Annotated in this window: 17 protein-coding genes and 1 riboswitch; of the genes, 3 read left to right on the top strand and 14 right to left on the bottom strand. The window is 41.7% G+C overall.

Translation table 11 applies throughout. From position 1 onward, the window contains the following. Positions 1–38: 38 nt before the first annotated feature. Together G563_RS0101295 and G563_RS0101300 are read right to left on the bottom strand one after the other, a co-directional pair. Positions 39–2426, bottom strand: coding sequence for a M1 family metallopeptidase (locus G563_RS0101295; RefSeq protein WP_028663700.1), 2388 nt, complete (start codon positions 2424–2426; stop codon positions 39–41). 224 nt (positions 2427–2650) lie between these two features. Beyond that, positions 2651–3877 (bottom strand): ABC transporter permease, encoded by a 1227-nt coding sequence (locus tag G563_RS0101300; RefSeq protein ID WP_028663701.1) that lies wholly within the window; start codon positions 3875–3877, stop codon positions 2651–2653. A gap of 197 nt (positions 3878–4074) precedes the next feature. On the opposite strand from G563_RS0101300, the gene G563_RS0101305 reads away from it, so the two are divergent. Next, positions 4075–4917: a universal stress protein gene (locus G563_RS0101305; protein WP_028663702.1), complete on the top strand. Its 843-nt coding sequence runs from the start codon at positions 4075–4077 to the stop codon at positions 4915–4917. Positions 4918–4920: 3 nt separating this feature from the next. On the opposite strand, the gene G563_RS0101310 is transcribed toward G563_RS0101305, so the two are convergent. Then, positions 4921–8670 (bottom strand): sensor histidine kinase, encoded by a 3750-nt coding sequence (locus G563_RS0101310; RefSeq protein ID WP_028663703.1) that lies wholly within the window; start codon positions 8668–8670, stop codon positions 4921–4923. A gap of 203 nt (positions 8671–8873) precedes the next feature. Then, positions 8874–9164 carry a HesB/IscA family protein gene (locus G563_RS0101315; RefSeq protein ID WP_028663704.1) on the bottom strand — a complete coding sequence of 97 codons (291 nt, stop codon included), beginning with the start codon at positions 9162–9164 and terminating at the stop codon, positions 8874–8876. Between the two features lie 95 nt (positions 9165–9259). Here G563_RS0101315 and G563_RS0101320 point away from each other — a divergent pair, with 95 nt between their 5' ends. Next, positions 9260–9784, top strand: a complete 525-nt coding sequence (locus G563_RS0101320) for a DUF7935 family protein (RefSeq protein WP_028663705.1) — start codon at positions 9260–9262, stop codon at positions 9782–9784. Positions 9785–9789: 5 nt separating this feature from the next. On the opposite strand, the gene G563_RS0101325 is transcribed toward G563_RS0101320, so the two are convergent. The 8 genes from G563_RS0101325 to G563_RS0101360 all read right to left on the bottom strand — a co-directional run bounded on the left by G563_RS0101325 (position 9790) and on the right by G563_RS0101360 (position 17926). Then, positions 9790–11346, bottom strand: coding sequence for a phytoene desaturase family protein (locus G563_RS0101325; RefSeq protein WP_037325751.1), 1557 nt, complete (start codon positions 11344–11346; stop codon positions 9790–9792). A gap of 2 nt (positions 11347–11348) precedes the next feature. Next, positions 11349–12536 (bottom strand): T9SS type A sorting domain-containing protein, encoded by a 1188-nt coding sequence (locus tag G563_RS36650; RefSeq protein WP_051210681.1) that lies wholly within the window; start codon positions 12534–12536, stop codon positions 11349–11351. 108 nt (positions 12537–12644) lie between these two features. Beyond that, entirely contained in the window at positions 12645–14084 is a 1440-nt protein-coding gene (locus tag G563_RS0101335) for an anthranilate synthase component I family protein (protein ID WP_037325752.1), read from the bottom strand. Between the two features lie 234 nt (positions 14085–14318). After that, positions 14319–14900 carry an outer membrane beta-barrel protein gene (locus G563_RS0101340; RefSeq protein ID WP_037325753.1) on the bottom strand — a complete coding sequence of 194 codons (582 nt, stop codon included), beginning with the start codon at positions 14898–14900 and terminating at the stop codon, positions 14319–14321. A 56-nt stretch (positions 14901–14956) separates the two neighbouring features. Beyond that, a complete protein-coding gene (locus G563_RS0101345) occupies positions 14957–15511 on the bottom strand; it encodes a YqgE/AlgH family protein (protein ID WP_028663709.1) in 555 nt (184 codons plus the stop codon). A gap of 146 nt (positions 15512–15657) precedes the next feature. Further along, positions 15658–16632 carry a biotin synthase BioB gene (bioB, locus tag G563_RS0101350; RefSeq protein WP_028663710.1) on the bottom strand — a complete coding sequence of 325 codons (975 nt, stop codon included), beginning with the start codon at positions 16630–16632 and terminating at the stop codon, positions 15658–15660. After that, positions 16629–17336, bottom strand: a complete 708-nt coding sequence (locus G563_RS0101355) for a Dph6-related ATP pyrophosphatase (RefSeq protein ID WP_028663711.1) — start codon at positions 17334–17336, stop codon at positions 16629–16631. The genes bioB and G563_RS0101355 overlap by 4 nt, the downstream gene beginning before the upstream one ends. Next, positions 17336–17926, bottom strand: a complete 591-nt coding sequence (locus G563_RS0101360; RefSeq protein WP_028663712.1) for a DUF6580 family putative transport protein — start codon at positions 17924–17926, stop codon at positions 17336–17338. The genes G563_RS0101355 and G563_RS0101360 overlap by 1 nt, the downstream gene beginning before the upstream one ends. Positions 17927–17968: 42 nt before the next feature. Next, a riboswitch (cobalamin riboswitch) is annotated at positions 17969–18183 on the bottom strand. A 72-nt stretch (positions 18184–18255) separates the two neighbouring features. On the opposite strand from G563_RS0101360, the gene G563_RS0101365 reads away from it, so the two are divergent. Next, complete coding sequence (locus tag G563_RS0101365) at positions 18256–19161, top strand: DMT family transporter (RefSeq protein ID WP_028663713.1); 906 nt, start codon at positions 18256–18258, stop codon at positions 19159–19161. On the opposite strand, the gene G563_RS0101370 is transcribed toward G563_RS0101365, so the two are convergent. Together G563_RS0101370 and G563_RS0101375 are read right to left on the bottom strand one after the other, a co-directional pair. Then, on the bottom strand, positions 19158–20783 hold the full coding sequence (locus tag G563_RS0101370; RefSeq protein ID WP_028663714.1) for a TlpA family protein disulfide reductase: 1626 nt from the start codon (positions 20781–20783) through the stop codon (positions 19158–19160). The genes G563_RS0101365 and G563_RS0101370 overlap by 4 nt on opposite strands. Before the next feature lie 70 nt (positions 20784–20853). Beyond that, positions 20854–22026 (bottom strand): putative sugar nucleotidyl transferase, encoded by a 1173-nt coding sequence (locus tag G563_RS0101375; protein WP_028663715.1) that lies wholly within the window; start codon positions 22024–22026, stop codon positions 20854–20856. Positions 22027–22130: the final 104 nt, after the last annotated feature.

Here is a 22130-nt window from a genome sequence, read left to right on the forward strand (position 1 = left end):
TTTATAAAAAAGGCGGAGATTGACTCCGCCGTAAATTTTTAGTTTTTGTTAGCTCCACCTTGTTGTGCTGGCTTGGGCTGCTGGTTTTGTTGGGCTTCACGCATGGGATTGCTGCCACCACCTCGCTGAAAACCGCCTCCTTTAAACAACTGAAAACGCGTGGGCTGCGCTGGCTGACGTGGGAAGTGATTGCTCTCTTCATCAATATCAGCGATTTCGCGATAAGGGTCCAAGGTCCATTGTACTACTTTCTTCTTCGTCGTCACTACCTTCGATACCTGCTGGTCGTTCAAACGCCATATCTCCGCTGGAAAACGAGCCACCGAATCCGTTCCGTCTTCAAACTGCATCTTCACGATCACGGGCATGGGCAAGCCACCTTTGTTTTTCACTTTCAACGTATAAAAATTCAAACCTGATTCCACCAATTTTCGCTCATCGGGTGAGAGACTTGCCAGATAGGCTTCGTATTTCTTCTTGTCGGCGTCGGTTACTTTGTAAGGGTCGTAGGTATTATAAAAATCTTTCATGTCAGGATTTTTTTCCACGACCGACTCTTTGATGTAATCTTTGTCGCGCTGACGAGCCACAGTGTTGCGTTTTTCGTCGGCTTGTTTTTTGGCTTCGGCTTTGTTGATGTCAGGGTTTTGGGTATCGACCGCAAACCATTCTACTTCTACTAGGTCTTGGTCTACGGGTTCGGTAGTATAAAACCAACCTTTCCAAAACCAATCCAAATCCACTCCAGAGGCATCTTCCATGGTACGGAAAAAATCGGCGGGAGTGGGCGACTTGAAAGCCCAGCGGCGGCTATATTCTTTGAAGGCATAGTCAAACAGTTCACGTCCCATGACAGTCTCGCGCAAGATATTTAAAGCGGTTGCTGGCTTTGCGTAGGCACTCGCGCCAGCGTTGATGAGATTGTCGGACATGGTCATGATAGGCACCAGATTTTTTGGGTCTTGCTTCATATAATCTACGATAGCCTGAGGTTCACCACGTCGAGTCGGATAGTCTCTATCCCATTCTTTTTCGGTGAGGTATTGCACAAAAGTATTTAATCCTTCATCCATCCACATCCATTGACGTTCGTCATTATTGACAATCATGGGGAAGAAATTATGGCCTACTTCATGAATAATCACCCCAATCATCCCATATTTGGTGGCTTCCGAATAAGTACCGTCAGCTTCAGGACGACCACCGTTGAAGCATATCATGGGGTATTCCATGCCGCCCACTGGCCCGTGGCACGAGATAGCGACTGGATAAGGATAATCTACCGAAAACTTAGAATAAGTTTTGATAGTATGAGCCACGACTTCGGTCGAATATTTTCCCCAAAGAGGATTCCCTTCTTTGGGATAAAACGACATGCAAAGTACTTTTTTACCCGCTACTTCTTGCATTTTGCCATCCCAAATGTATTTACGAGAAGTGGCAAAAGCGACATCACGCACGTTGTCGGCTTTGAAAATCCACGTTTTCTTGCCAGTAGGTTTGCCTTTTTCGGCTTTTTCACGGTCTTGTTGTGACTCAATGACCACCACTTTGTCAGATGTTTTTGCTTTTTCAAAGTTTTTCAATTGCGAAGGAGTCAACACTTGGGCGGGGTTTTGAAGTTCGCCAGTAGCGCCTAAAACGTGGTCATTGGGGACGGTGATTGCCATTTTGAAATTACCAAATGTAAGAGCAAATTCTCCTTGGCTGTAGTATTGTTTGTTTTGCCATCCCGTCACATCGTCATATACGCACAAGCGAGGATAAAACTGGGCGATTTCGTACACATTGTTGCCGTCTTTGAAAGCTTCAAAACCAGTACGGCGTCCACCTTTTGAAAATTCAACGATGCGATAGTTCCAGTCAATCGAAAAAGAATAGCTCTGTTTTGACAAAATAGCTTGGGGCAAATCAATCCGCATCATCGTCTGATTGATGGTATAAGGAAGCGCTTTGCCGGTTTTTGCATCTTTTACCGACAAGATATTGTATCCATAGTCTGCATTGGAATAGTGCATATCCGAAATAGTCGCCAAACTTGCCATAGAAGTCTGATTTCCGAGGTCTCCAGTACGTGAAATGGGCCCGGGAGAATTTTTTGCAAAAAGATTTTGGTCTAACTGAATCCAAAGATAAGGAAGGGCATCGGGCGACTGATTGAAATAAGTGATTGTCTCGCTTCCAATGATTTTGTTGTTGGGCTCGTCAAGTTCTACTTTAATGTCATAGTCGGCGCGTTGTTGCCAATAGTCTTTCCCCGGTGCTCCTGACGCGGTACGATAGGTGTTAGGAGTTGGAAGCCCCGTGCCCAATTGCTCAAAACGGTTGTTGGCATGATAGTCCGTAGTGGTGGGCCTTTGGGCGAAACTAAGGTTTGTAAAACCCGTGACCAATGCCAGAATAATGATGAAGTGTAGTTTTCTCATGGGTTAAAAAAATATTTTAAACTTAAAGATACAATAATGTGCTTATTTGAGGTAAAGAAAGATACCAAAAATAAAGATGTGCAGATAAACCTCTGTTGGTGAGTCAAAAGGTTGTAAAAGATGTGAGCACTAAATAGAATTTTTTTAAGAAAAAAAGTGATACAGTATAGCGTCTCTCCTATAAAGAGGCGCTATACTATATCACGTACAATACTAATAGTATCTTACTCTTCGGCCAAAGTGCGAGAAAGGTTGATGCGATAGATACCCAAAGAAGGGATTGCAGCGGCCAAGATACCAATCAAAATAGCCCCACCCAACAACCAAACTTCTTCTGACAATAAGCCAAAGTCAGCGAAAGAATAATGATAATCAGATTCGGCAGCATTGCTAAAGAGCCATAAACCCACTCGACTCAAAATCACACCTGCTACATATCCTACCAAAGCCAGCATGATACCTTCTAAGAGTAGCATTACAAAAAGTTTGGTGCGAGTAGCTCCCATTGAAAGCATGAGTGCCATTTCATATTTTCGTTCTTTAAGCGAATTGTAGAGAGAAATAAAAACACTTACCCCCGCTATAAAGATGATAAGAAGGGCAATCGCCCGCAAAGTATCAATCCCTATTCCAAGTAAAGAAAACAACCGATTGATTTCAAAAGCTACTGAGGCAGCCTGCATTTTGGTGTTTTCATTGATAAATCTCGGAAGAGCTATCATACCCATAGGGTTGCGAAATTTGATAAGCAAACTAGTAATTTCTTTGCTAGGGTCATCGGTTTGAGTCGAATCTCCCCCCGTAAGCATAGAAGTAACATTGGGACCTTCTTGGGCATGCTCATGAATAGACCAAACACTCGATATATCGGTCAAGATAAGTTGGTCAACTACCGAATTGTTGGTTTCGAAAATCCCCACTACTTTGTATTTCTTATCGCCATGCACATCGTCCATATTGTCGAAACCGTGGGCACCCGCGAAGGTATCACCAACTTTAAGACCGGTTACTCGGGCTACTTTTGCCCCTAGGGTAGCTTCTAGCGTGGTCGTGAAGAGCCGCCCTTCTTTGACTTTGGCTTCGAAGTGATTCGGGTATTTGGCATTGGTACCTACGATGCGAAACGACATATAGTTGTCGCCCATGGCCAACGGAATCGCCGTTTTTACCAGTGGGTTTTTCATGATACGCTGGGCTTCGTCCAACGATACATTGCCAGTAGGTGAATCGATTTGATAAATACTTGACAAAATCAATTGTAAGGGGCTTCCTTTGGCACCTACTACCATATCTATGCCTTTGATATTGCGCCTAAACTGTTCATCAAGTTGTTTGTTTAGCAGCAAAAGCATGGAGATGATGCCTATCCCAAGTGTCATGAGGAGAGCACTAAGAAAACTATTTAGTTTTTTGTCTTTCAGGTTAGCCCAACTTATTTTAAAAAGATTCATCGGCGTAGTTTGGATGCTCGTGGTATTTATTATCAAAATTAAGCATAGATGTGGGTATGCTGATGAGTGAAGCAAGATATTTTCTGAAGAATGAGCCTTATGTGATGTAAATCAGGAAGTTGTGTTGATATTCGTCATGATTTAAAAAAACACATGGGGGTACATTGAGGCATCACATACATTAACCAATTACGTCAATGAAAAAGATCCTAGTCCCAACCGATTTTTCAAAGTATTCACAATATGCGTTGGAAGTAGCTGCCGACATTGCTCTGAAAACCAACGCGGAGATAATGCTATTACATGCCAATGAAAAAATGGTAACCGCGACTCCTTTGGCCGAATATTATCTTTACGACAAGGCGATTGAGGATGAATACCTGGATATGGTGACAGAAAGCCTAAAAAAAACACTGACTGAGATAGCCGACAATGGAAAGTTTGCAAGGGTAAGAATCCAGACAGCGGTGATTGGAGGACCGATGGCAAGCGTAATCGAAGAAGTCGTGAAAGACCATGCCATTGATTTGATTGTGATGGGGACGAGAGGGGCTTCGGGGCTTGAAGAGTTTTTGGTGGGGTCTAATACCGAAAAAATAATTCGTCGCGCTCAATGTCCTGTGCTTGCCGTGCCGATTGCGGTGAAGTCTTTTTCAAAAATAGTATTTCCTACTACTTTGAAAGACGACCAATTGAAGGCATTTCATACTTTAGCAAGTTTGCAAGGTATTTTCAATGGAGATATTTCACTACTTTATCTCAACAATCCCGCCCATTTTGAAAACGACGAAGCGATAGAAGCGCAGAAAAATCAGTTGGTGGCTATGTCTGGGCTTAAAAATGCGACGCTCTATGTATCAAAACAAAATGTGTTTAACGAAGAAGATGCTATTTTGAGTTTTGCCCATGAGCACAATGCTGATTTGATTGTGATGGCAACGCACCAACGAAGAGGATTAGCTCACCTGCTCGTGGGAAGTATGACCGAAGACACCGTCAACCATTCTGATATTCCGGTGCTGAGTATCAGCATTAAATAGAAATTACTTGGCTAGACTCAATTCAGAGAGCTGAGCCGAATGCGTCAAAGGGAGAGATAAGAAGAAGGTAGTACCAATGCCTTCTTCTGTCTCAAACCAAATATTGCCACCAGCGTGTTCTACGCCTCTTTTGGCGATAGCAAGTCCCAAGCCAGAGCCTCCCTGTTTTGTACTAAAGTTAGGCAAAAACACCTTCGGACGAATGGACTCTGGAATCCCGTTTCCATTGTCTTGAACTTCAATATAAACATTGCCTTCATCGGTACGCAAACGTAACGATACTTCGGGGCGACGGTCAACGGGAACAGATTGTATACCATTGATGATGAGGTTTGTGATGATTCTCCCAATCAACTGACGATCACCCATCACATTGACACGTCGACTTTGAATATCACGTCGAAGAATGATTTTTGGGTCGTCGGCATAGAGGTCTGCGGCTTTGTTGAGTACCGAAGATATTTCAAAAAGTTCGTTTTTGGGAAGAGGCATTTTTGCAAAATCCGAAAACGAAGTCGCGATATCACTAATGTTGTCGATTTGATCAATCAGAGACTCAAAAGTGCGCCTAATTCTCTCACTTTGAGGTAAGTTAGGCGGAAGGTCACGAAGCATGGTACGCTGAAGCTGCTGAATTGTCAATTTCATCGGTGTCAGCGGATTTTTGATTTCGTGTGCCACCTGTTTGGCCATTTCACGCCAAGCCGACTGCTTTTCGTTTTTGGCTAGTTCTTCTTTACTTTCGTCTAGTTTTTTCAACATCTGATTGTATGATTCCACAAGCAGTCCAATTTCGTCGTCTGATTTCCAATCTACCGGCTCATTAAGCTGGTGAAGATTGATGCGTCTGAACTTCTGAGTCATGGTTCGTAATGGAATCGTGAGCATGTTGGAGGCCCAATAAGAAAGGACCAAAAAGATTAAGAATACGATGGCAAAGACGCTCAAAATTGTCGAAATCACCTCAATGATTTGGCGGTCAAGTTCGGGTTTTGAGTCAAAATAAGGGATACTCAATACTCCTAGCGGGCGACTTGTATGGCTTGATTTGACGGTGACATAGGCCGTACGATATTCTTTGTTGCCAAGTGATTCGTTGAGGAACACCTCATTTTCGCGGTCTTGGAGTAAGTGAATATAGGCTTCAGGATTAACCCATTTTGAAAGAAGTTTGCTTTCATAAATGAGTGGCTTTGTGGTGGTATATAGTTGTCCTGTTTCATCAAAAAAGTTGATATCAACATTGGCGTCTCGGGCTATTTTCCCAAGCTCTTCTTCCATAGAGTCTTTGCTTCTACTGCCCTTCAAATGCTCTTCAAGATAAGGCGCAAAATTGATCACTACATTTTTGGTATTGGCTAGATAAGTACTTTCTTGATTGTTGAAGTAGTTGGAATTAATGACACTCAACGTGATAACTACAATGAGAATCAAAGGCAAGAAAAACGCTACGTTTAGCAAAATTTGAATTTTGTTGGTATAGCTAATTTTCAATCGCCTCAAACCATACTTGAGAGCATATACACCAATGATTCCAATAACATACAATACCAAAATGAGGTATAAAAAAGAAAAATTGGAGATGATGTTTTTGAATGGATAGGATTTGGAAGATACTACTACATAGCGCTTGTTTTTGTCACGGCTTCCTACGTGTTTGTAGCTATAAAGCAAAATGCCCTCCTCAAACAAATCCGTACCTTCCAATTCGGCAAGGGGCATTTTGCGGTCATAGTTGTAGCTACCTGCGCTATATACTAGGCGTTTGGTGGCATCATAAATGGCATAGCTGTACTGACGAGTTTCGGGCGCTTGTACAAACTTTTTATCCATCAAAAGTTCAGGGTAGACATTTTTGGGTTGTTCCTCACGAGGATTAAGGTTAAGAACCACTTTGCCCACTAGAACCGAATCTTTCTGAATATCAATCAGACTTAAATACTGTTTTTTAAAATTGTTGACAATGTCATTGATAAAAAAGAGAGAAGGATAGCTTGTTTGATACTTGGACTGTCGATAATAGCGGGTATACTCATCAAAGGTCTGCTTTGAGATTGTGTTGTCGAGAGGCTCTCCATCTGCTTTGAATGATAATACTTCAATGTCGTATTTATCGAAATATTTGTCTAAATGAATACTCTTGATTTTTCGTTGAATGCGCTCACGTGACAGAATGGTATCTTTCGTGAATGTATTCTGAATATCGATGTCTTTGGCAATGGATAGCCGTACTTTATCCAATAAAAACTCCCCTAAGCCGTCATTTTCGGCGATTACTTTCTGGCCAAATTCTTTTTTATTGACTACATCTTTTTGATCTTCTTCATTATATACTACGTAAGTAGTGACTATAGCCCAGAAAAAAGCGCCCGTAAAATAGTAAATCGTAGTGCGATAGCGGAAGGTGTATAAAATGCGAGGGAAGCGCGAAAAATAAAGTATAAGGAAGTAAAGAGCGTGAATAATTACAATCCACTCAATGGCCGCTCCAGCCAACCATAAGATGATGATTGCCAACACCATCCCAATCAAAAATACCACAATAGCACGCGAGCGGTTGGAGTTGAATCGAATGAAAATACTGACTAGAAAGTGAGTAAGCAGAAAATAAATACTGGTAATAAAAATGAATATAACCAGACACACAATCTTGAGCAGGGTAAACGAAATGCTAAGAGTGATATCTAGCGTAAATTGAGATTTTTCGTAGATATTGGTAATTTCTGAGAAACAACCATAAAATACGCCAAAGCTCAGACTAACACACAAAATCGATAAGAAAACTTTGAGGTTTTGGGGTATTTTTAGCAGGCGATGATAGGTTTTGAAACGAAAATAAAAATCCGCTAAATAGAGAGACAGAATAAAGCAAACAATACAATTCAATAGTAAATCGCCTACCGATGGGGCAACCCACGAAGCATAAAATTTAGGATTGAAGAGGTCTGTTTCGGAAAAAAGAAACGGAACCCCAAAATATATCATTCCAGCTCTCAGCAAAAGCAGATAAGCAACAAGCAAGATAAAAGCTTGGTCATAGCTTTTTTGACGACTCCACCGAAATACCCACTGAAAAATATAAATTCCAAAAAATAAAGCTGCTAATGAACCCCAAATAATGGTATTGACAGGGGTAGACTGGTTTTGGTGCGTGTCAAACTTGGGGGGAGAAATCGAAAATAAAAACCGATTTTGAGGGTCAAGTACATTTTGATAAACAGGGCCAGCTTGTGGCGATATCGCTTCAGGGTCAATGGTAAACAGATCTGAATTATAGCCCGATTGAAAATAATTGTTTTCGTTGTTATAATGGCGATATAGATTAACTACCGATACTACATCGATACGGTCGTGGAGTCGGATGTATTGTTGACGGCTTACGAGGTATTTGCCTTGTTCGAAATTGACAAGCTGGGTTTCGGTAATACGCCTAATCGATTCATAATCAGGGATGAACCTATAGTCGGACCAAAAAATCAAGCGACCATTTTGATAGATGTAGTAAGGGTATTTGGTCGGACGGCGTAGGTCAGAAAATTGCGTGTTTGCATTTTGGGAAAGCAAGGCTATCGTCGCAGCTAATTCTTGCTGAGAAATGCTTAGTTCGTGGCTAACTCGCTCTTTGACGGCCGAAAAATATTTTTCTTCGGTGGCGCCTAACGCTCCTTTTTCAAAAAAGAAGAAAGATAGCAAAGCCAATACCAACGAAATCAAAGCCAAAATGGCCAGAATATGTCTGCTAATTTTCTGCACGTAAACCCCTATCTTGTTTTTTGATGATTTGACAGACATAATCCTAAAATCGTGCCAAAAGTTAGATCTAATAACTAAGTAAATGGTAAGCCACCATTAATTATGTATTTTTTTTGAGTAATCGGCTGTAAACCAGATTACTAATGTACTATAAATTTAAAACAACCCTTCCGTTATTAGGCATATTTCATAATAAAGTGAGGTTATTTTACAACCGTAAAACCTGCACCTTCCTCTGTTTCTTCAAAGTCCACTTCTGTTCCAATCACGTACATCAAATGTCTTTTATCAATAATAACTTTAATACTATCAATAACGAAAATTTGGTCGTTTTCGGTAGGTAAATCAAAACCTAATAAAAACTGGGCACTACATCCACCTCCTTTTACGCCTACTCTTAGACCATATATTTCTGGGATTTTGTTGCTTTTTAAAGTGTCTATTATTTCTTGTTTGGCAATAGCCGAAATACGTACAGGAGGGGTATTTAACATGGTTTTTTATAGGTTATCTTCATTAATACGTACTATTTTGCTTTCTGTTTGCGTTCTTTGCGCAACGTATCTTGTAAAGTGCAAACAACAAACCCATGGAAATCGTCACTGACCTACTAAAAATTCTTGTTCCCTCCGCTCTGGTGTTATATGCAATGTATCTGACTATAACGGCTTTTTTGAAAAAACAATTTGATGAAAAACAACTTGACCAAAAACGTAAACAAATAGAAATTACGCTTCCTATTCGTCTTCAAGCCTATGAGAGGATGTGTCTTTTTTTGGAACGTATCAGTCCCAACAATCTTCTTATTCGACTCAATGGTTCTGCTACTCATGCCTTGGAGTTTCAACAGATTTTGTTGAGAGAAGTAAGAGAAGAATTCAATCATAATTTGTCGCAACAAGTATACATGAGTATTGAAGTATGGGAAGATATTAGAGCCGCTCAGCAAGAGGTAATTACGCTTATTAACCAAGCTGCTGCGGATATTCCTGCGGAGGCATCACCGCTAGAATTATCTAAAAAGATTTTTGAAAAAATCATTCAAGACAACCGAAATCCTACTGCTCATGCCCTCAAAAAAGTGAAAGAAGAAATCCAACGGGAATTTGCCTAGCAAAATCATAATCCTAGGACTTTCATAGCTGCATTGTAGCCCGGAATACCACTTACGGCCCCTCCGCGCTTGGCACTCGAACCGCATATGTACAGCCTTTCAAATTCGGTCTCTACTCCTCTGGTTCCTATCTCGAGGGTATTTTCGGCAAAAAACCAGCTAGGTGCATCATGAAAAATATTGCCTTGGGGCAAGCCCAGCTCTTGCTCTAAGTCGTAGGGCGTTTTGGCCTCAATACACAAAGATTGGTCACTGTTTTGAGCAATGCAAGTTTCGATAGGTTCGTCTAGGTATTCATTAATCCCCTCCAAATAGGCCTTTACTACTGACTTTTTTAGGTTGTCGGTGTTTTGTTTAAACAAACTATAAGGCATATCAAATCCAAAAAGAGTTAGCGTATGGAAACCATTTTGGGCAAGTTGAGGTGAAAGAATAGAAGTATCGGTCAGTGTGTGGCAATAGATTTCGCAGGGTGGAAGCGAAGGAAGACGACCCATACTAGCTTCATCATAAGCGACTTGTAGCTGCTGATAAGATTGATTGATATGAAATGTCCCCGCAAAAGCATCGGTTGAGGCAATACCATTTGCTTTTAATTTGGGTAATTTATGTAAAAGCATATTAACCTTAAAAGCCGTTCCTTCATTAGCGCGCGAAGGAGTATAGGCTTTGCCTAGGAGTTTGTTTATTGTTTTTGGAGAAGCATTCATCAACACGTACTTTGCCCTTGCTTCATATGCTTGGTTGCCTTTTTGATACCCAATGGTATGATAAGAATTTCCTAAATGCAAATGCTCCACTGAGGCTTCGGTAATCATCGTAGCGCCAGCTTTTTGAGCAGTATCCTCAATCGCCCTTACCACTGCTCCCATACCTCCCACTGGTACGCGCCATTCTCCAGTTTTGTTGCCAATAACGTGGTAAAGAAAAGTCTTGTTTTGTAGCAGGCTTGGGTCGTGAGCATGAGTAAAAGTGCCGATTTTGGCATCAGTCAGCACTACACCCCGTAGAATATCGTCATGCAAAAAAGTTTCAATCAGATTCCCAATAGGCTGTTCTATTAGCGCTTGCCATGCCAATTTTTCCTCAGAATTGGTAAGCGATTTTTCCCAGTCCTCTTTGGAATGAAGGGGCGACAAAAAGGAGTCCCAAATCTTAGTGGCTAGTATTTGCTGCAATGATAAGATTCGTTGGTATCCTTCGTAATCTTTGGGATGTAGCTGTTTGATTTGTTGAGCATTGAGGCGCTCATCAACATTGCTTAAGAGTAAGCTCGAGGATTTTCCGTTTTTAACGAACGGAGTAAAAGAGGCAGTTTTTCGACGTTTGAGTTGAAAAGGTAGGTTTAAATCCTGAATGATTTTAGTGGGAAACAAACTTACCAAGTAAGCATAACGCGAAAGATAAGCCTCGTATTCGGGAAAAATACGTTGAGACGTGGTGGCTCCTCCGAGATAATCATTTCGCTCAAGCAGCAGCACAGATTTACCAGCTTGGGCCAGATATGCCGCAGCTACCAAACCATTATGACCTCCGCCTACGATAATTACATCATAAGTCATCGTCACTGGCTCACCCACAACTTTTGGGTGATTCTGTTGCGTCCAAGGGCTGCATAAGTAATGAAATAAAGCCCTGAGCGAAGTTCCTGAAAAGGCCGAATGGTAAGACTATTGGTTGAAGACGCTTGTATTTCAAAGGGGATTTCTTGACCTACCAAATTTACTAGTCGAAGGGCATCTAGCTCAATATTATCAAATTGTAGTTTGATTGTTTTGCCATCAGACGGATTCGGATAAATCACAAAATCGGAAGCTTGAGACTGCGAACTTACCGCAATAATTTTGGAGTATTCAAAAGCGAGGTCTTTGTCAACTTGTTTGAGTCGGTAATAATTGACTCCTGGCAAAGGTGCTTCATCCAAAAAACTGTATTCATGACGCTGACGGGATTCGCCTAGGGAGGTTGTTTTACCAATCGGCAAAAACTCTTTTAGGTCTACACTTCTTTCGATACTAAAATAATCACTGTTTGTTTCGGTGGCAGTAGCCCAATTAAGACGTACACGATTGCTTTCAGCTTGTCCACGGAAATAAATGAGCTGGACAGGCACTACATTTGACCACGATAAACTTGAAATAAAAATACTTTGGGTAGTGAGAGGCCCTTCACGGACGAGGAGTCCACTCCCAAAAGTAAGGGTTAGTTTTTTGACACCTACATTCCGAAAAACTACCTCTGCCGAGGTGCTATCAAAAGGGTCAGCTGTAAAACCGTATATGTTTTTGATGTGAGGAAGCTCCCCATTAGACAAATAAGCCGTAGAAGGATTATAAGAAATTTCGGGGGTTATGCCAGCATCTGTCGCATCTCGACCATCAATAGCTACCCTATCTTGATAGTTACTAAAGCTAAGGTCACGGTCAACCCCCAGAATTCTAAAAGAAAGGTTTGTAACAGGTGAGCTAAAATTGAAGGTAACAGTAACTCTTTCAAGGGGTGTTCCTAAAGATGTACTTAGCCAAAGCCCGCGAGAATCGTTTCGAGGGGTGCTGTTATTGAAACGGCGAGTATCGCCTTCTACGGTAGCAGTTACGTTGACTGCGGGTGTCCCCACATCCAGAAATGTCTTCGTCAAAGCACCTTGAGGCGACCACGGTGTGGTATTGCCAACGGTAGTAAGATTGATGCCTCCCTGTCCAAATGTAAGTGTGGAAACAAAAACTGCTAATAGTATAAAATATCCCCTCATACGTTGAAAGCGATTACAAATTAACTTCCCTGTTACTTTATACAAAAAGTGTGCAATAAGCGAAACAAAGATAAAGAAACTTTAGTAATAAAGAATTAAAAAGGCTATTTACAATTCATTAGCTAATTCGATTGCTTTTCGGAGAGCGGCAAGTTTGTTATGCACCTCTTGCATCTCAGACGCAATGTTTGATTTGGCTACTACTCCCATACCGGCTTGATAAAACAATGTGTTGTTTTTACTTAAGAAAGTACGAATCGTAATACAATGATTAAAATCGCCACTAAAGCTAATATGCCCCAATGCTCCACCATAAATGCTGCGATTGGTTTTTTCGAGGCGATTGATGATTGTCATGGCATTGTGCTTAGGGGCGCCTGAAAGAGTGCCAGCCGGAAAAGTATCAGCTACCAGCTGAAGAGGATTGACCCCTGGGTTCATTTTGCCAGTAACTTTCGAAACTAAGTGAATAACGTGCGAAAAAAACTGAGCTTCTTTGTAAGTCTCTACTTTGACCACATCGCAGCTTCTACTGAGATCGTTGCGAGCTAAGTCAACAAGCATTACGTGTTCGGCAGTTTCTTTGGGGTCGGCAGCTAGTTGGCGGGCTAGTTCGGCGTCTTTCTCATCGTCGCCGGTGCGTCGAAATGTCCCCGCAATTGGGTGAATCTCAGCGTGTCCATTTTTGATGTAAATTTGTTTTTCGGGCGAAGAACCAAAAATCTTGTAGCTTCCAAAATCAAAATAAAACAAATAAGGCGATGGGTTGACAGACCTAAGTGTACGATAAACGTTGAATTCATCACCCACAAACTTTTTGCTAAAACGCCGAGAAGGTACAATCTGAAATACATCGCCTCTCAGACAGTGATTAATACATTTTTGAATGATTTCAGACATTTCATCGTCATTTACATTGCTTTGCTCGTCAGCGGCGGCTTTGAATTGGAAAGTGGCCATTTTGGGTGCTTTCACAATCATCTCCAAGGATTCCAAGTCCATTCCCATGCTACGGCTATGATTACTGTCTTCGCGGGTAACTCCGTAATCATGTTCAAAGAGATACACTTCGTCTTTGAAATGATTGAAGGCGATTACAAAACGATATACGCGATAAACCATCTGGGGGATGGCATTGTCGGGTGTTTTTTCTTGAATTTCGATATCTTCGAAATATTCTACCGAATCATAAGTAATATGACCAAAAAGCCCCCCATTGATGAAAGGGTACTCGTTTTTGGGTGCATCGAAGCGCTGAATAAACTCTTGTAAGGTTTGCATGGCTTGCTTACGGTGCGTGAGGCGAAATGTCTCTTCAGAACCATCTGGGAAAGATTGACTTACTATATCTTCATCAATCACAAACGAAGCCACTGGGTCACACGCAATAACGCTAAACCCATGCTCCATGCCGTGGTATTCGGCACTTTCAAGCATGACAGTATAAGGGAACTTGTCGCGTAATTTCAGATAAACTCCCACGGGAGTAAGCATATCTCCCAGTAATTTACGATGTTTTGTAGTGACGGTAAAGGCAGTCTGGACCATTGCTATATGTGAATTAGATTGGTAGGTTGATAATGTCTTAGAAATAAAAAAAGCGGCTCGCTGCGATGAGCAACGAGCCGCTGGTACACACTCCAACATTACAAAAGGCTACTTGCTCATCCTATGGAATGAGTACGCCACCAATATGCAATATTGAGTATGTTGTTATTCATGTCACAAAAGTACAACTGTGATTTTAAAAACCAAATTTATTTGTATGCTAAGCTGTATCGTTTATTTCTTTTTGTAAAGATTATAAATGACCGATACTTGCAAGGTGCGGTTAGAAAAACTTTCCGACTGAGATGTTGAGAGATTGTTGAGTCCATGAATATAACGAACATTGAGGCTAAAATCTTCGGCCATATCCATGAAGTCGAATCTAAGACCTGTGCCCAAACTCATTTCGTTGCGGCGAAGGGGTACAATGGTATTGGGAGTATGAAGTAGATAACTAAATTCGGGGGCAACTTCAAAAGTTAGTCCTTCTGTGATAATATAGCCAAGGACGGGTACAAAGCTTCCATAATTGAGGTTGTTTTTAACTATTTCGTTTTCTCCCTTAAAAGTACCTCCGCGTACCGAAAGCTGTAATTCGGGCTGGAACACCCACTTTTTGGTACGAAAGCGGTAAAAAACACCTAAGTTAGGGTGGGATTGAGCCTTGAGGTTATAAATAAAGTTGGGGGAATAAGTACTCCGTGAGATGTTTAATCCAGCTCTTAGTCCCAAATGAGGCTTCATATAGACAGTCTGAGCCTGAGTGGCAATGGCTATTGTAAAAAAAAGAGCTAGAAACTTAAATTTTAAATTCATGATAATGTTGCAAAAAATGTGATGCGAAGGGATTCTATCCCATTATGTATAAACAATCAATTTAATCTAGGGTCGGTGGGATAGTGTGATTTTACGCGGTATTCGCCGCCCATGCGCCGCAATACAGCGCGCCAAAATTGGTCGGTAGGGGTATCAAAAATAAAAGCCGCGTCTGTGTCAGACACAATCCATGAATCTCTTTTTAGCTCATCATCAAGCTGCCCCGCGCTCCATCCCGAATACCCTACAAAAAAACGGATATCTTGTTCGGTTATTTTTCCCACATTTAAGATGCTGATAATTTGCTCAAAATCACCGCTCCAAAATAAATTCTCACCCACCGGAATAGCATCTTCAATAAAAGATAAACGATGCAAAAAATGTAGAGTATTTTGCTCGACAGGCCCGCCTAAGTATAAAGGTAAATTGTTGGCCACCGGTTCTTGCAAAACATCGTTGAGAAATAAATTGGTGGTTTGATTAAAAACCAACCCAAAAGTTCCTCGCTCATTATGTTCGCACAAAAAAACGACGCTCCGTTCAAAATTAGGATCTCCTAAAAACGGCTCGGCAATGAGTAATTTTCCTTTGGTGGGTTTTAGTGATGGCATTTTGTATCAATCAAATTCTAACATCAGCAAATCTAATCACATAACGAAAGAAAGTACAAAAGTAATGGATTTTATGTAGCCTCACCTAATAAAAAAGGAAATTAGGAAAACTGAAAGCCGTTTGGGAAAGTCTCTTTTTTAACTCTTTAGACCACAGAAAGAGCCTGTTCTTTAAACGCAGGCCGAGGTTTGATATTTAAGGTTTGGAACAATTCCGCATCGGCATCGATATCAGGATTTGGGGTAGTTAGCAGTTTCTCGCCAGCAAAAATAGAATTGGCTCCCGCTAGAAAGCACAGCGCTTGCTCTTCAGCACTCATGCTGACTCTTCCCGCCGAAAGTCTGACCATGGCTTGGGGGATTAAAATACGAGCAGTGGCTATCATTCGTATCATTTCCCAGACCGAAACACGCTTTTGATTTTCCAGAGGAGTACCTTCTACCGCCACCAGCGCATTGACAGGTACGGATTCGGGAGGAGTAGGAAGAGAAGCCAAGGTGTAGAGCATTCCGATGCGGTCTTCGTCGCTTTCTCCCATTCCGATGATACCGCCCGAGCAAGCCGAAATTCCAGCTTTTTGAACGTGATGCAGGGTGTCGAGCCGGTCATCGTAGGTGCGTGTCGAAATCACATCTCCATAAAACTCCTCACTCGTGTCAAGATTGTGATTATAGGCATACAGACCTGCATCTTTTAATTTTTGAGCTTGAGACTCGCTCAACATTCCCAATGTGCAGCATACTTCTAAACCGATTTTATTAACCCCTTTTACCATTTCCAGCACCCGGTCAAAATCGCGGTTGTCGCGCACTTCGCGCCAAGCTGCTCCCATACAAAAACGTGTACTTCCAGTATCTTTAGCTCTTTGGGCGGCACTCAGTACTTCGTTTATTTCCATCAGCTTATGAGCTTGTACATTTGTTTGGTAGCGAGCCGCTTGTGGACAATAAGCGCAATCCTCGGGGCATCCGCCTGTTTTGATAGAAAGTAGTGTACAGACTTGAACTTCTTGCGGGTCATGATGTTGACGATGTACTGTAGCTGCTTGATAAATAAGTTCCAAAAGCGGAGTATGGTATATCTGGCGGACAGTGCCTTTTGTAATAGTAGAATGAGTCATGGTATAGTAGGTATCAAATCAGTAAAAAAATAAGTAGACTGAAGAGATTCGCCTGATGCGTTTTTGTATTGATATGTTTTCTCGACGGTTTCGCCTTTTTGGAAATCAATGGATTTGGAAAAATAAGGAGCTTGAAACACAAAGGTATGAAACTCGCCATTTTCGCCGCATACATCTACTCCTTTTGGAAGATTCTTAACGAAATCTTGATTGAGGATTTGCCCACAGAAAGAAGCGTCTAGTAAACTACCATTGACGCTCACTACTATGGTCTGGAACCCCAAGTCCCAAAACTCGGCCAATAACTCGTATGAGTCTCGCTTCCAAATAGGAAAAACACCCTGCATTCCTACTTTTGCAAGCTGATTTTCACGGTAGTGGCGCAAATCTTCTAAGAAAATATCGCCAAAAATAGAATGACTGATGCCTTCCTCTGCTAAGGGGCGAAGGGTATCGCTCATCCGAAGGTTATACTCTTCCATAGAGGAAGTCTCGGGCAGGCGCAATGTAATGAGTGGAAGCCCTATGCGCTGGGCTTGTAAGTTTAGTAAATCTTCGCGGACGCCGTGCATTGATACACGTCCTAAGGTATCATTGACAGATGTCAGCAAATACTTTACATCATAAGTATGATTTTGTAGAATATGATAAAGAGACAGGGCGGAGTCTTTTCCGCCCGACCAATTCATGAAAGCCTTTGTCATTATTTACCCAAAGCAAGTTGAGGAAAACGGCGCTGTAGCAGCTCAAAGCCTCCAAATAAAATAGCACTGTAGGCAATAGTGCCTGCTAAAAAATTGCGCATAAAAGGAAAACCTTGAGCCAAGCTTTGTATCAAGCCCGACCAATCACGACTGAGTGGTAAGCCCGTCCGAAGATCTGTACCCCCTGCGAGCCATACACTAAAATCAGACAAGACCCAGTGCGATAGGGCTACAACTACTGAGGCAAGGAGCAGATTTTTGATATTGATTTTGTTTAATAACACTTTGCCATACACCACAATCAAAGCAAAAATACCATAAACCCAATACCAGCCATCATACATAAGACCATACTGACCGCGATACACCGCCGCATTGATGACAAGGTCACTTACCAAGAGTGCTAAAAGAGGAAACGTGAAGGCTTTCCAGCGAGAACTAAAATAGGCTCCTCCAAACAGTCCCATTGCACCGATAGGCGTAAAATTAGAAATAGGAGAAGGTTGGACAACGTTTAAAATACGAATCAACGCAATAGCTAAAATAAAACACAATAGTGTCAGAACTCGGGGATTGAATGTTTGTTTCATAAATTTGGAATGTGGTTAGGCTACGCATCCTCCGTACGTGGCGATAAAAAAATGTTTTGGGCAGGTCTCCTGACTTGTTTCATCGCTCGGTACCTTCCCGACGGTCCAATCGTCAGTGGTATATAGAAGCAAGAGAGCGACTTTCGACGAAACTCACAGTTGCGGGGACAGTCTTCGTTTTGCACGAAATTCCCTATTAAGCCTTCAAAATTTGTGATAAAACAAAAATATAGGGCACCCAAACACCGCACAAAAATAAGGAGAACTCCCCACAGTTAGGGAAATTTGCTCCTAAACTTTTACTTTTGTTTCTTCCAAATATAACTTTCATGAGCAATACACCTAAGCCTACATTAGGAGATTATTTACACTTACACTTTCTGGTACTTATTTGGGGGGGGACGGCGATATTGGGCAAGCTAGTGAATCCCCTTCTTTCACGATTAAGCCTGACTTTTTTTCGCACTCTTTTAGCGGCAATTGGACTGGCGATAGTATTGTGGCTTTGGAAAGAATGGAAAAAAGTATCTACTCAGGACCGTTGGGCGATGCTTGGCGTAGGGGTGATTATGGGTTTACATTGGCTTACATTTTTTTTGTCTGCCCATGTGTCTAGTGCTTCGGTGTGTTTGGCGGGGATGTCTACTACTTCTCTTTTTACGTCTTTGCTGGAACCTCTTTTCAATCGCAAAAGAGTGCGGCCGTTGGAAGTATTGTTGAGCTTAGTAGTGATAGCAGGGCTTTATCTTATTTTTAGATTTGAATTTGACCAGTCGTTGGGATTGAGCTTGGCACTTGTTTCGGCATTTTTGGCCGCTCTTTTTACCATTGCCAACAGTCGTTTAGTCACGCGGCATAATGCTCTTTTGATTACATTTTATGAAATGAACGGCGCCACGCTTGCCATGCTTATTGGTATCATGGGAATGTCGTTGGGTGGAGGTTTTACCTCACGCGAGCTTCTCCCTCTTCCTTCTGATTGGCTCTGGATTGGTATATTGGCATTGGTATGTACGATATATGCTTACTCGGCAGGGGTTCATTTGCTGCGCAAAATCTCCCCCTTTACGCTCAATCTTACGATCAATTTAGAGCCTGTATACGGGATAATTTTGGCCTATTTCATTCTGCACGAGCGTATGACTACGGGATTTTATGTGGGAGCTTTGGTGATTTTACTATCGGTGGTTTTATACCCTATTCTCCAGCCTAAGTTTACTGTCAAAGAAGTTTAGCGCCAAATTTTATTGTGAATCTTTTCCCAGCCTTTTTGGTCGCTCGGTAAGGGTGCGTCGCGGCTGATGTATTTGCCTGTAGCGTCTACAAGCACACTATGAGGTACACGGGTGATTTCCCACGAATTCACAAAAAAATCGTTTTGCTCTTCAGTTAGTTTGATGTGCAAGCCTCTGTTTTTGTTTTTAATTACGGATTGCACCCATAAGTCTTCTCCTGAGTCTTGTTCGCAGAGGTAGACAAAAGGCAATTCTTTTTCAGAATATAAATTTCTAAGGAGTCGGGCCTCTTCCAAACTTTGGAGGCCAAGTTCGTCGTTGGTCCAAAAAATGACGTAAAAAGGTGTGCCGCGATAATGTCTTTTAATTTTTTCCCAAACTACATTTCCGTCAGCGACGGCATTTTGGTGGAGATACACCCCCGAAATAGGTTCTAGGGCCTCATTTATATTGATTTGTGTATTTCCGCTAAGTTGGCGGTAGGTTTTGTTGATAAGGGTAGAATCTAAGTTTTCGTTATGGTGCAATTCGTCTAAGGATATTTTATATAGTTGATTCGAAATCTTGGGACGTATATGATGATACCAAAGTTCCATGGTTTGTGGCATGGCGCTATTGATATAGCGGGCATAAAAGTTGGCTTGGATGTAATCAAGTTCTTTGGGAGAGGCCACGCTTGCGTATTTTTTGAGGTAGGTTTCAAAAATACTCAAGGGTTGCATGATGTCTTTTCTTCGTTCAAAAAGTGTATTTAAAAAATTAATATCACGCATTTTGGCGACGCCATTTTCTGTAAATGAAGAGAGGCGTTCTTTTTCCTCTTCACTAAGATTGGGAATATTTTCTAAAATAAGGGCAGACAGTACCTTCACCGGCAGGGTCGATTCTTTGGGGGTAGGGGTAGTATTAACCGTATGCTGTATAAATTTATCATAACTATTCGCTTTAGAAAAAGTGAGGATTTGGGTGGTATCTAAGGCGACAAGACTGCTGAAAGAAGCGGGAAAAGGGGCATCGGTTTGGAGCAGCTTATCATAAAACCTAGCTACCACAATATCGTTGAAAGATGAAAGAACCCACTGACTTAGTAAAGGCTCAGGTTGGGGGAAAAAAGAACTAAAATAAGCTGTGCGGCGCTCTCGTTCGGTAGTGAGGGCTTCCCAAAAACGATTGATATTGTCTGTACTCTCTTTTTTTTCAGGATTAGTAATAAGCCAATTATTGAAGGCTGTCCAAAACCGCGTGTGTTGATTATTGATATTGGCGAGCGCACCTTCAAAAAGAACAGGGGACTTGGCTTTGTCAAGCGAATCGCCATTGATTTTGACATTACTCTTTCCTTTGGTGGCTAGGAAAGGTATACTCATGCTGGCATACGAAAGATTACATTCTTCAATTGGATAAACTAAAGGGATTTTTAATTCAAAACTTCCGTCTGGTTGAAGTGGGGCCACTTTTACAATCACTCGATTGGGGCGTAAAATATTGGTTCTAGATACTACCACTTCAGGCGCACGACGATAAAGCCTGAGTGATAGATTCTCCACCTTTCCCCTAAGCCACAGTGTATCATTTTGGGTATGTCCGTCATGATACATCATCCCTAGTACCACAATTACCATGAACTTTATTGTATGGTTTAGGTAGGATGAAGATAGGAATTGAAAGGTCGATGATGCCATAGCTTTCGTTTTATGGACGTGTGATTTCAAACACGTGTTTTAAGATTTCTTGATCACTTTCTGTAAAAGGTTCCCCTTTTCTGCTGATGGTTTCTTCAACCACTTGGAGCGCTTTTTCGAGGCGGTATTCTGTAAAACCCTCTGCGGCACCCCCCCAAGAAAAAGAAGGAATATGTTTGGGCTGGAAGCCTGCCCCAAATACATTGACATTGACTCCTACTACCGTGCCAGTATTAAACATAGTGCTGATGCCGGCTTTGGTGAAATCCCCCATAAATAACCCACAAAAAAGGCGATTGGAATCTTCGAGGGTGTGCGTAGCATAGCTATAGAGCTTTACGTTAGTATAATCGTTTTTGAGGTTAGAGTTATTGCAATTTGCCCCCAAATTACACCATTCTCCCAAGACCGAATTGCCCAGAAACCCGTCATGACCTTTATTGCTACAACCAAATAGCACCGAATTGCTCACTTCTCCCCCTATTTTGCAATAAGGCCCAATGCTTGTATTCATCCGCATTTTAGCCCCCCAGTTGACAGTAGCATTATTGCCAAGTGAAAAAGGCCCCACGATGACGCTTCCTTCGTGAATGGTGGCGTTTTTGCCAATGTAAATCGGCCCATTTTGAGCGTTTAAAACCGAAGCACGAATGTTTGCCCCTTCTTCTACAAAAATTTGATGAGGGGCATAGCAGTAAGTATAAGGGTCGTCAATGGGCTGGCTTGTACGATTGTGCGTGATTGCCTCAAAATCGGCTTTGATTTGAGCACCATTTTCACCATAAATGTCCCATACTCGCCGAATAACCGTAAAAGACTCAATAAAAGAAATAAGTTTTAATTCATTTTTAGGATCTACAACCTCATAAGGCGAGCGGTAGGCAATTATCAAATCATTTCCTATCAATGCTTCGCCTTCATTAAGACTCCCAACAGCTTTGGCAATGGATTTGGTGGCGCAGACAGCACCGTTCAAAAATACATTGTCGTCGGTGGTAAGGAGTGGGAATTTGGGTTGAAGATAAGACTCAGTCAAGAATGAAGGTCTCGCTTTCAGAAAATGCTGCCATTTTTGGGTCAATGTCCAAATCCCACACCGAATTTCAGAGACAGGACGAGTAAAAGTAAAAGGTAATAACCAAGGACGTATGCTGGAATCGTCGTAAATAATAAAATTGGCCATTTTTTATTTTTTTTAAAAAGCAGGTTTTTCTTTACCAATACTTTTAGATTAAATGTCAAAAAGTGAAAAAAACCATTAGAGTTTTAGAGGCTTTCGCCGTCACA

The organism is Runella zeae DSM 19591 (genome assembly GCF_000423565.1).
GTDB classification, from domain to species: Bacteria; Bacteroidota; Bacteroidia; order Cytophagales; family Spirosomataceae; genus Runella; species Runella zeae.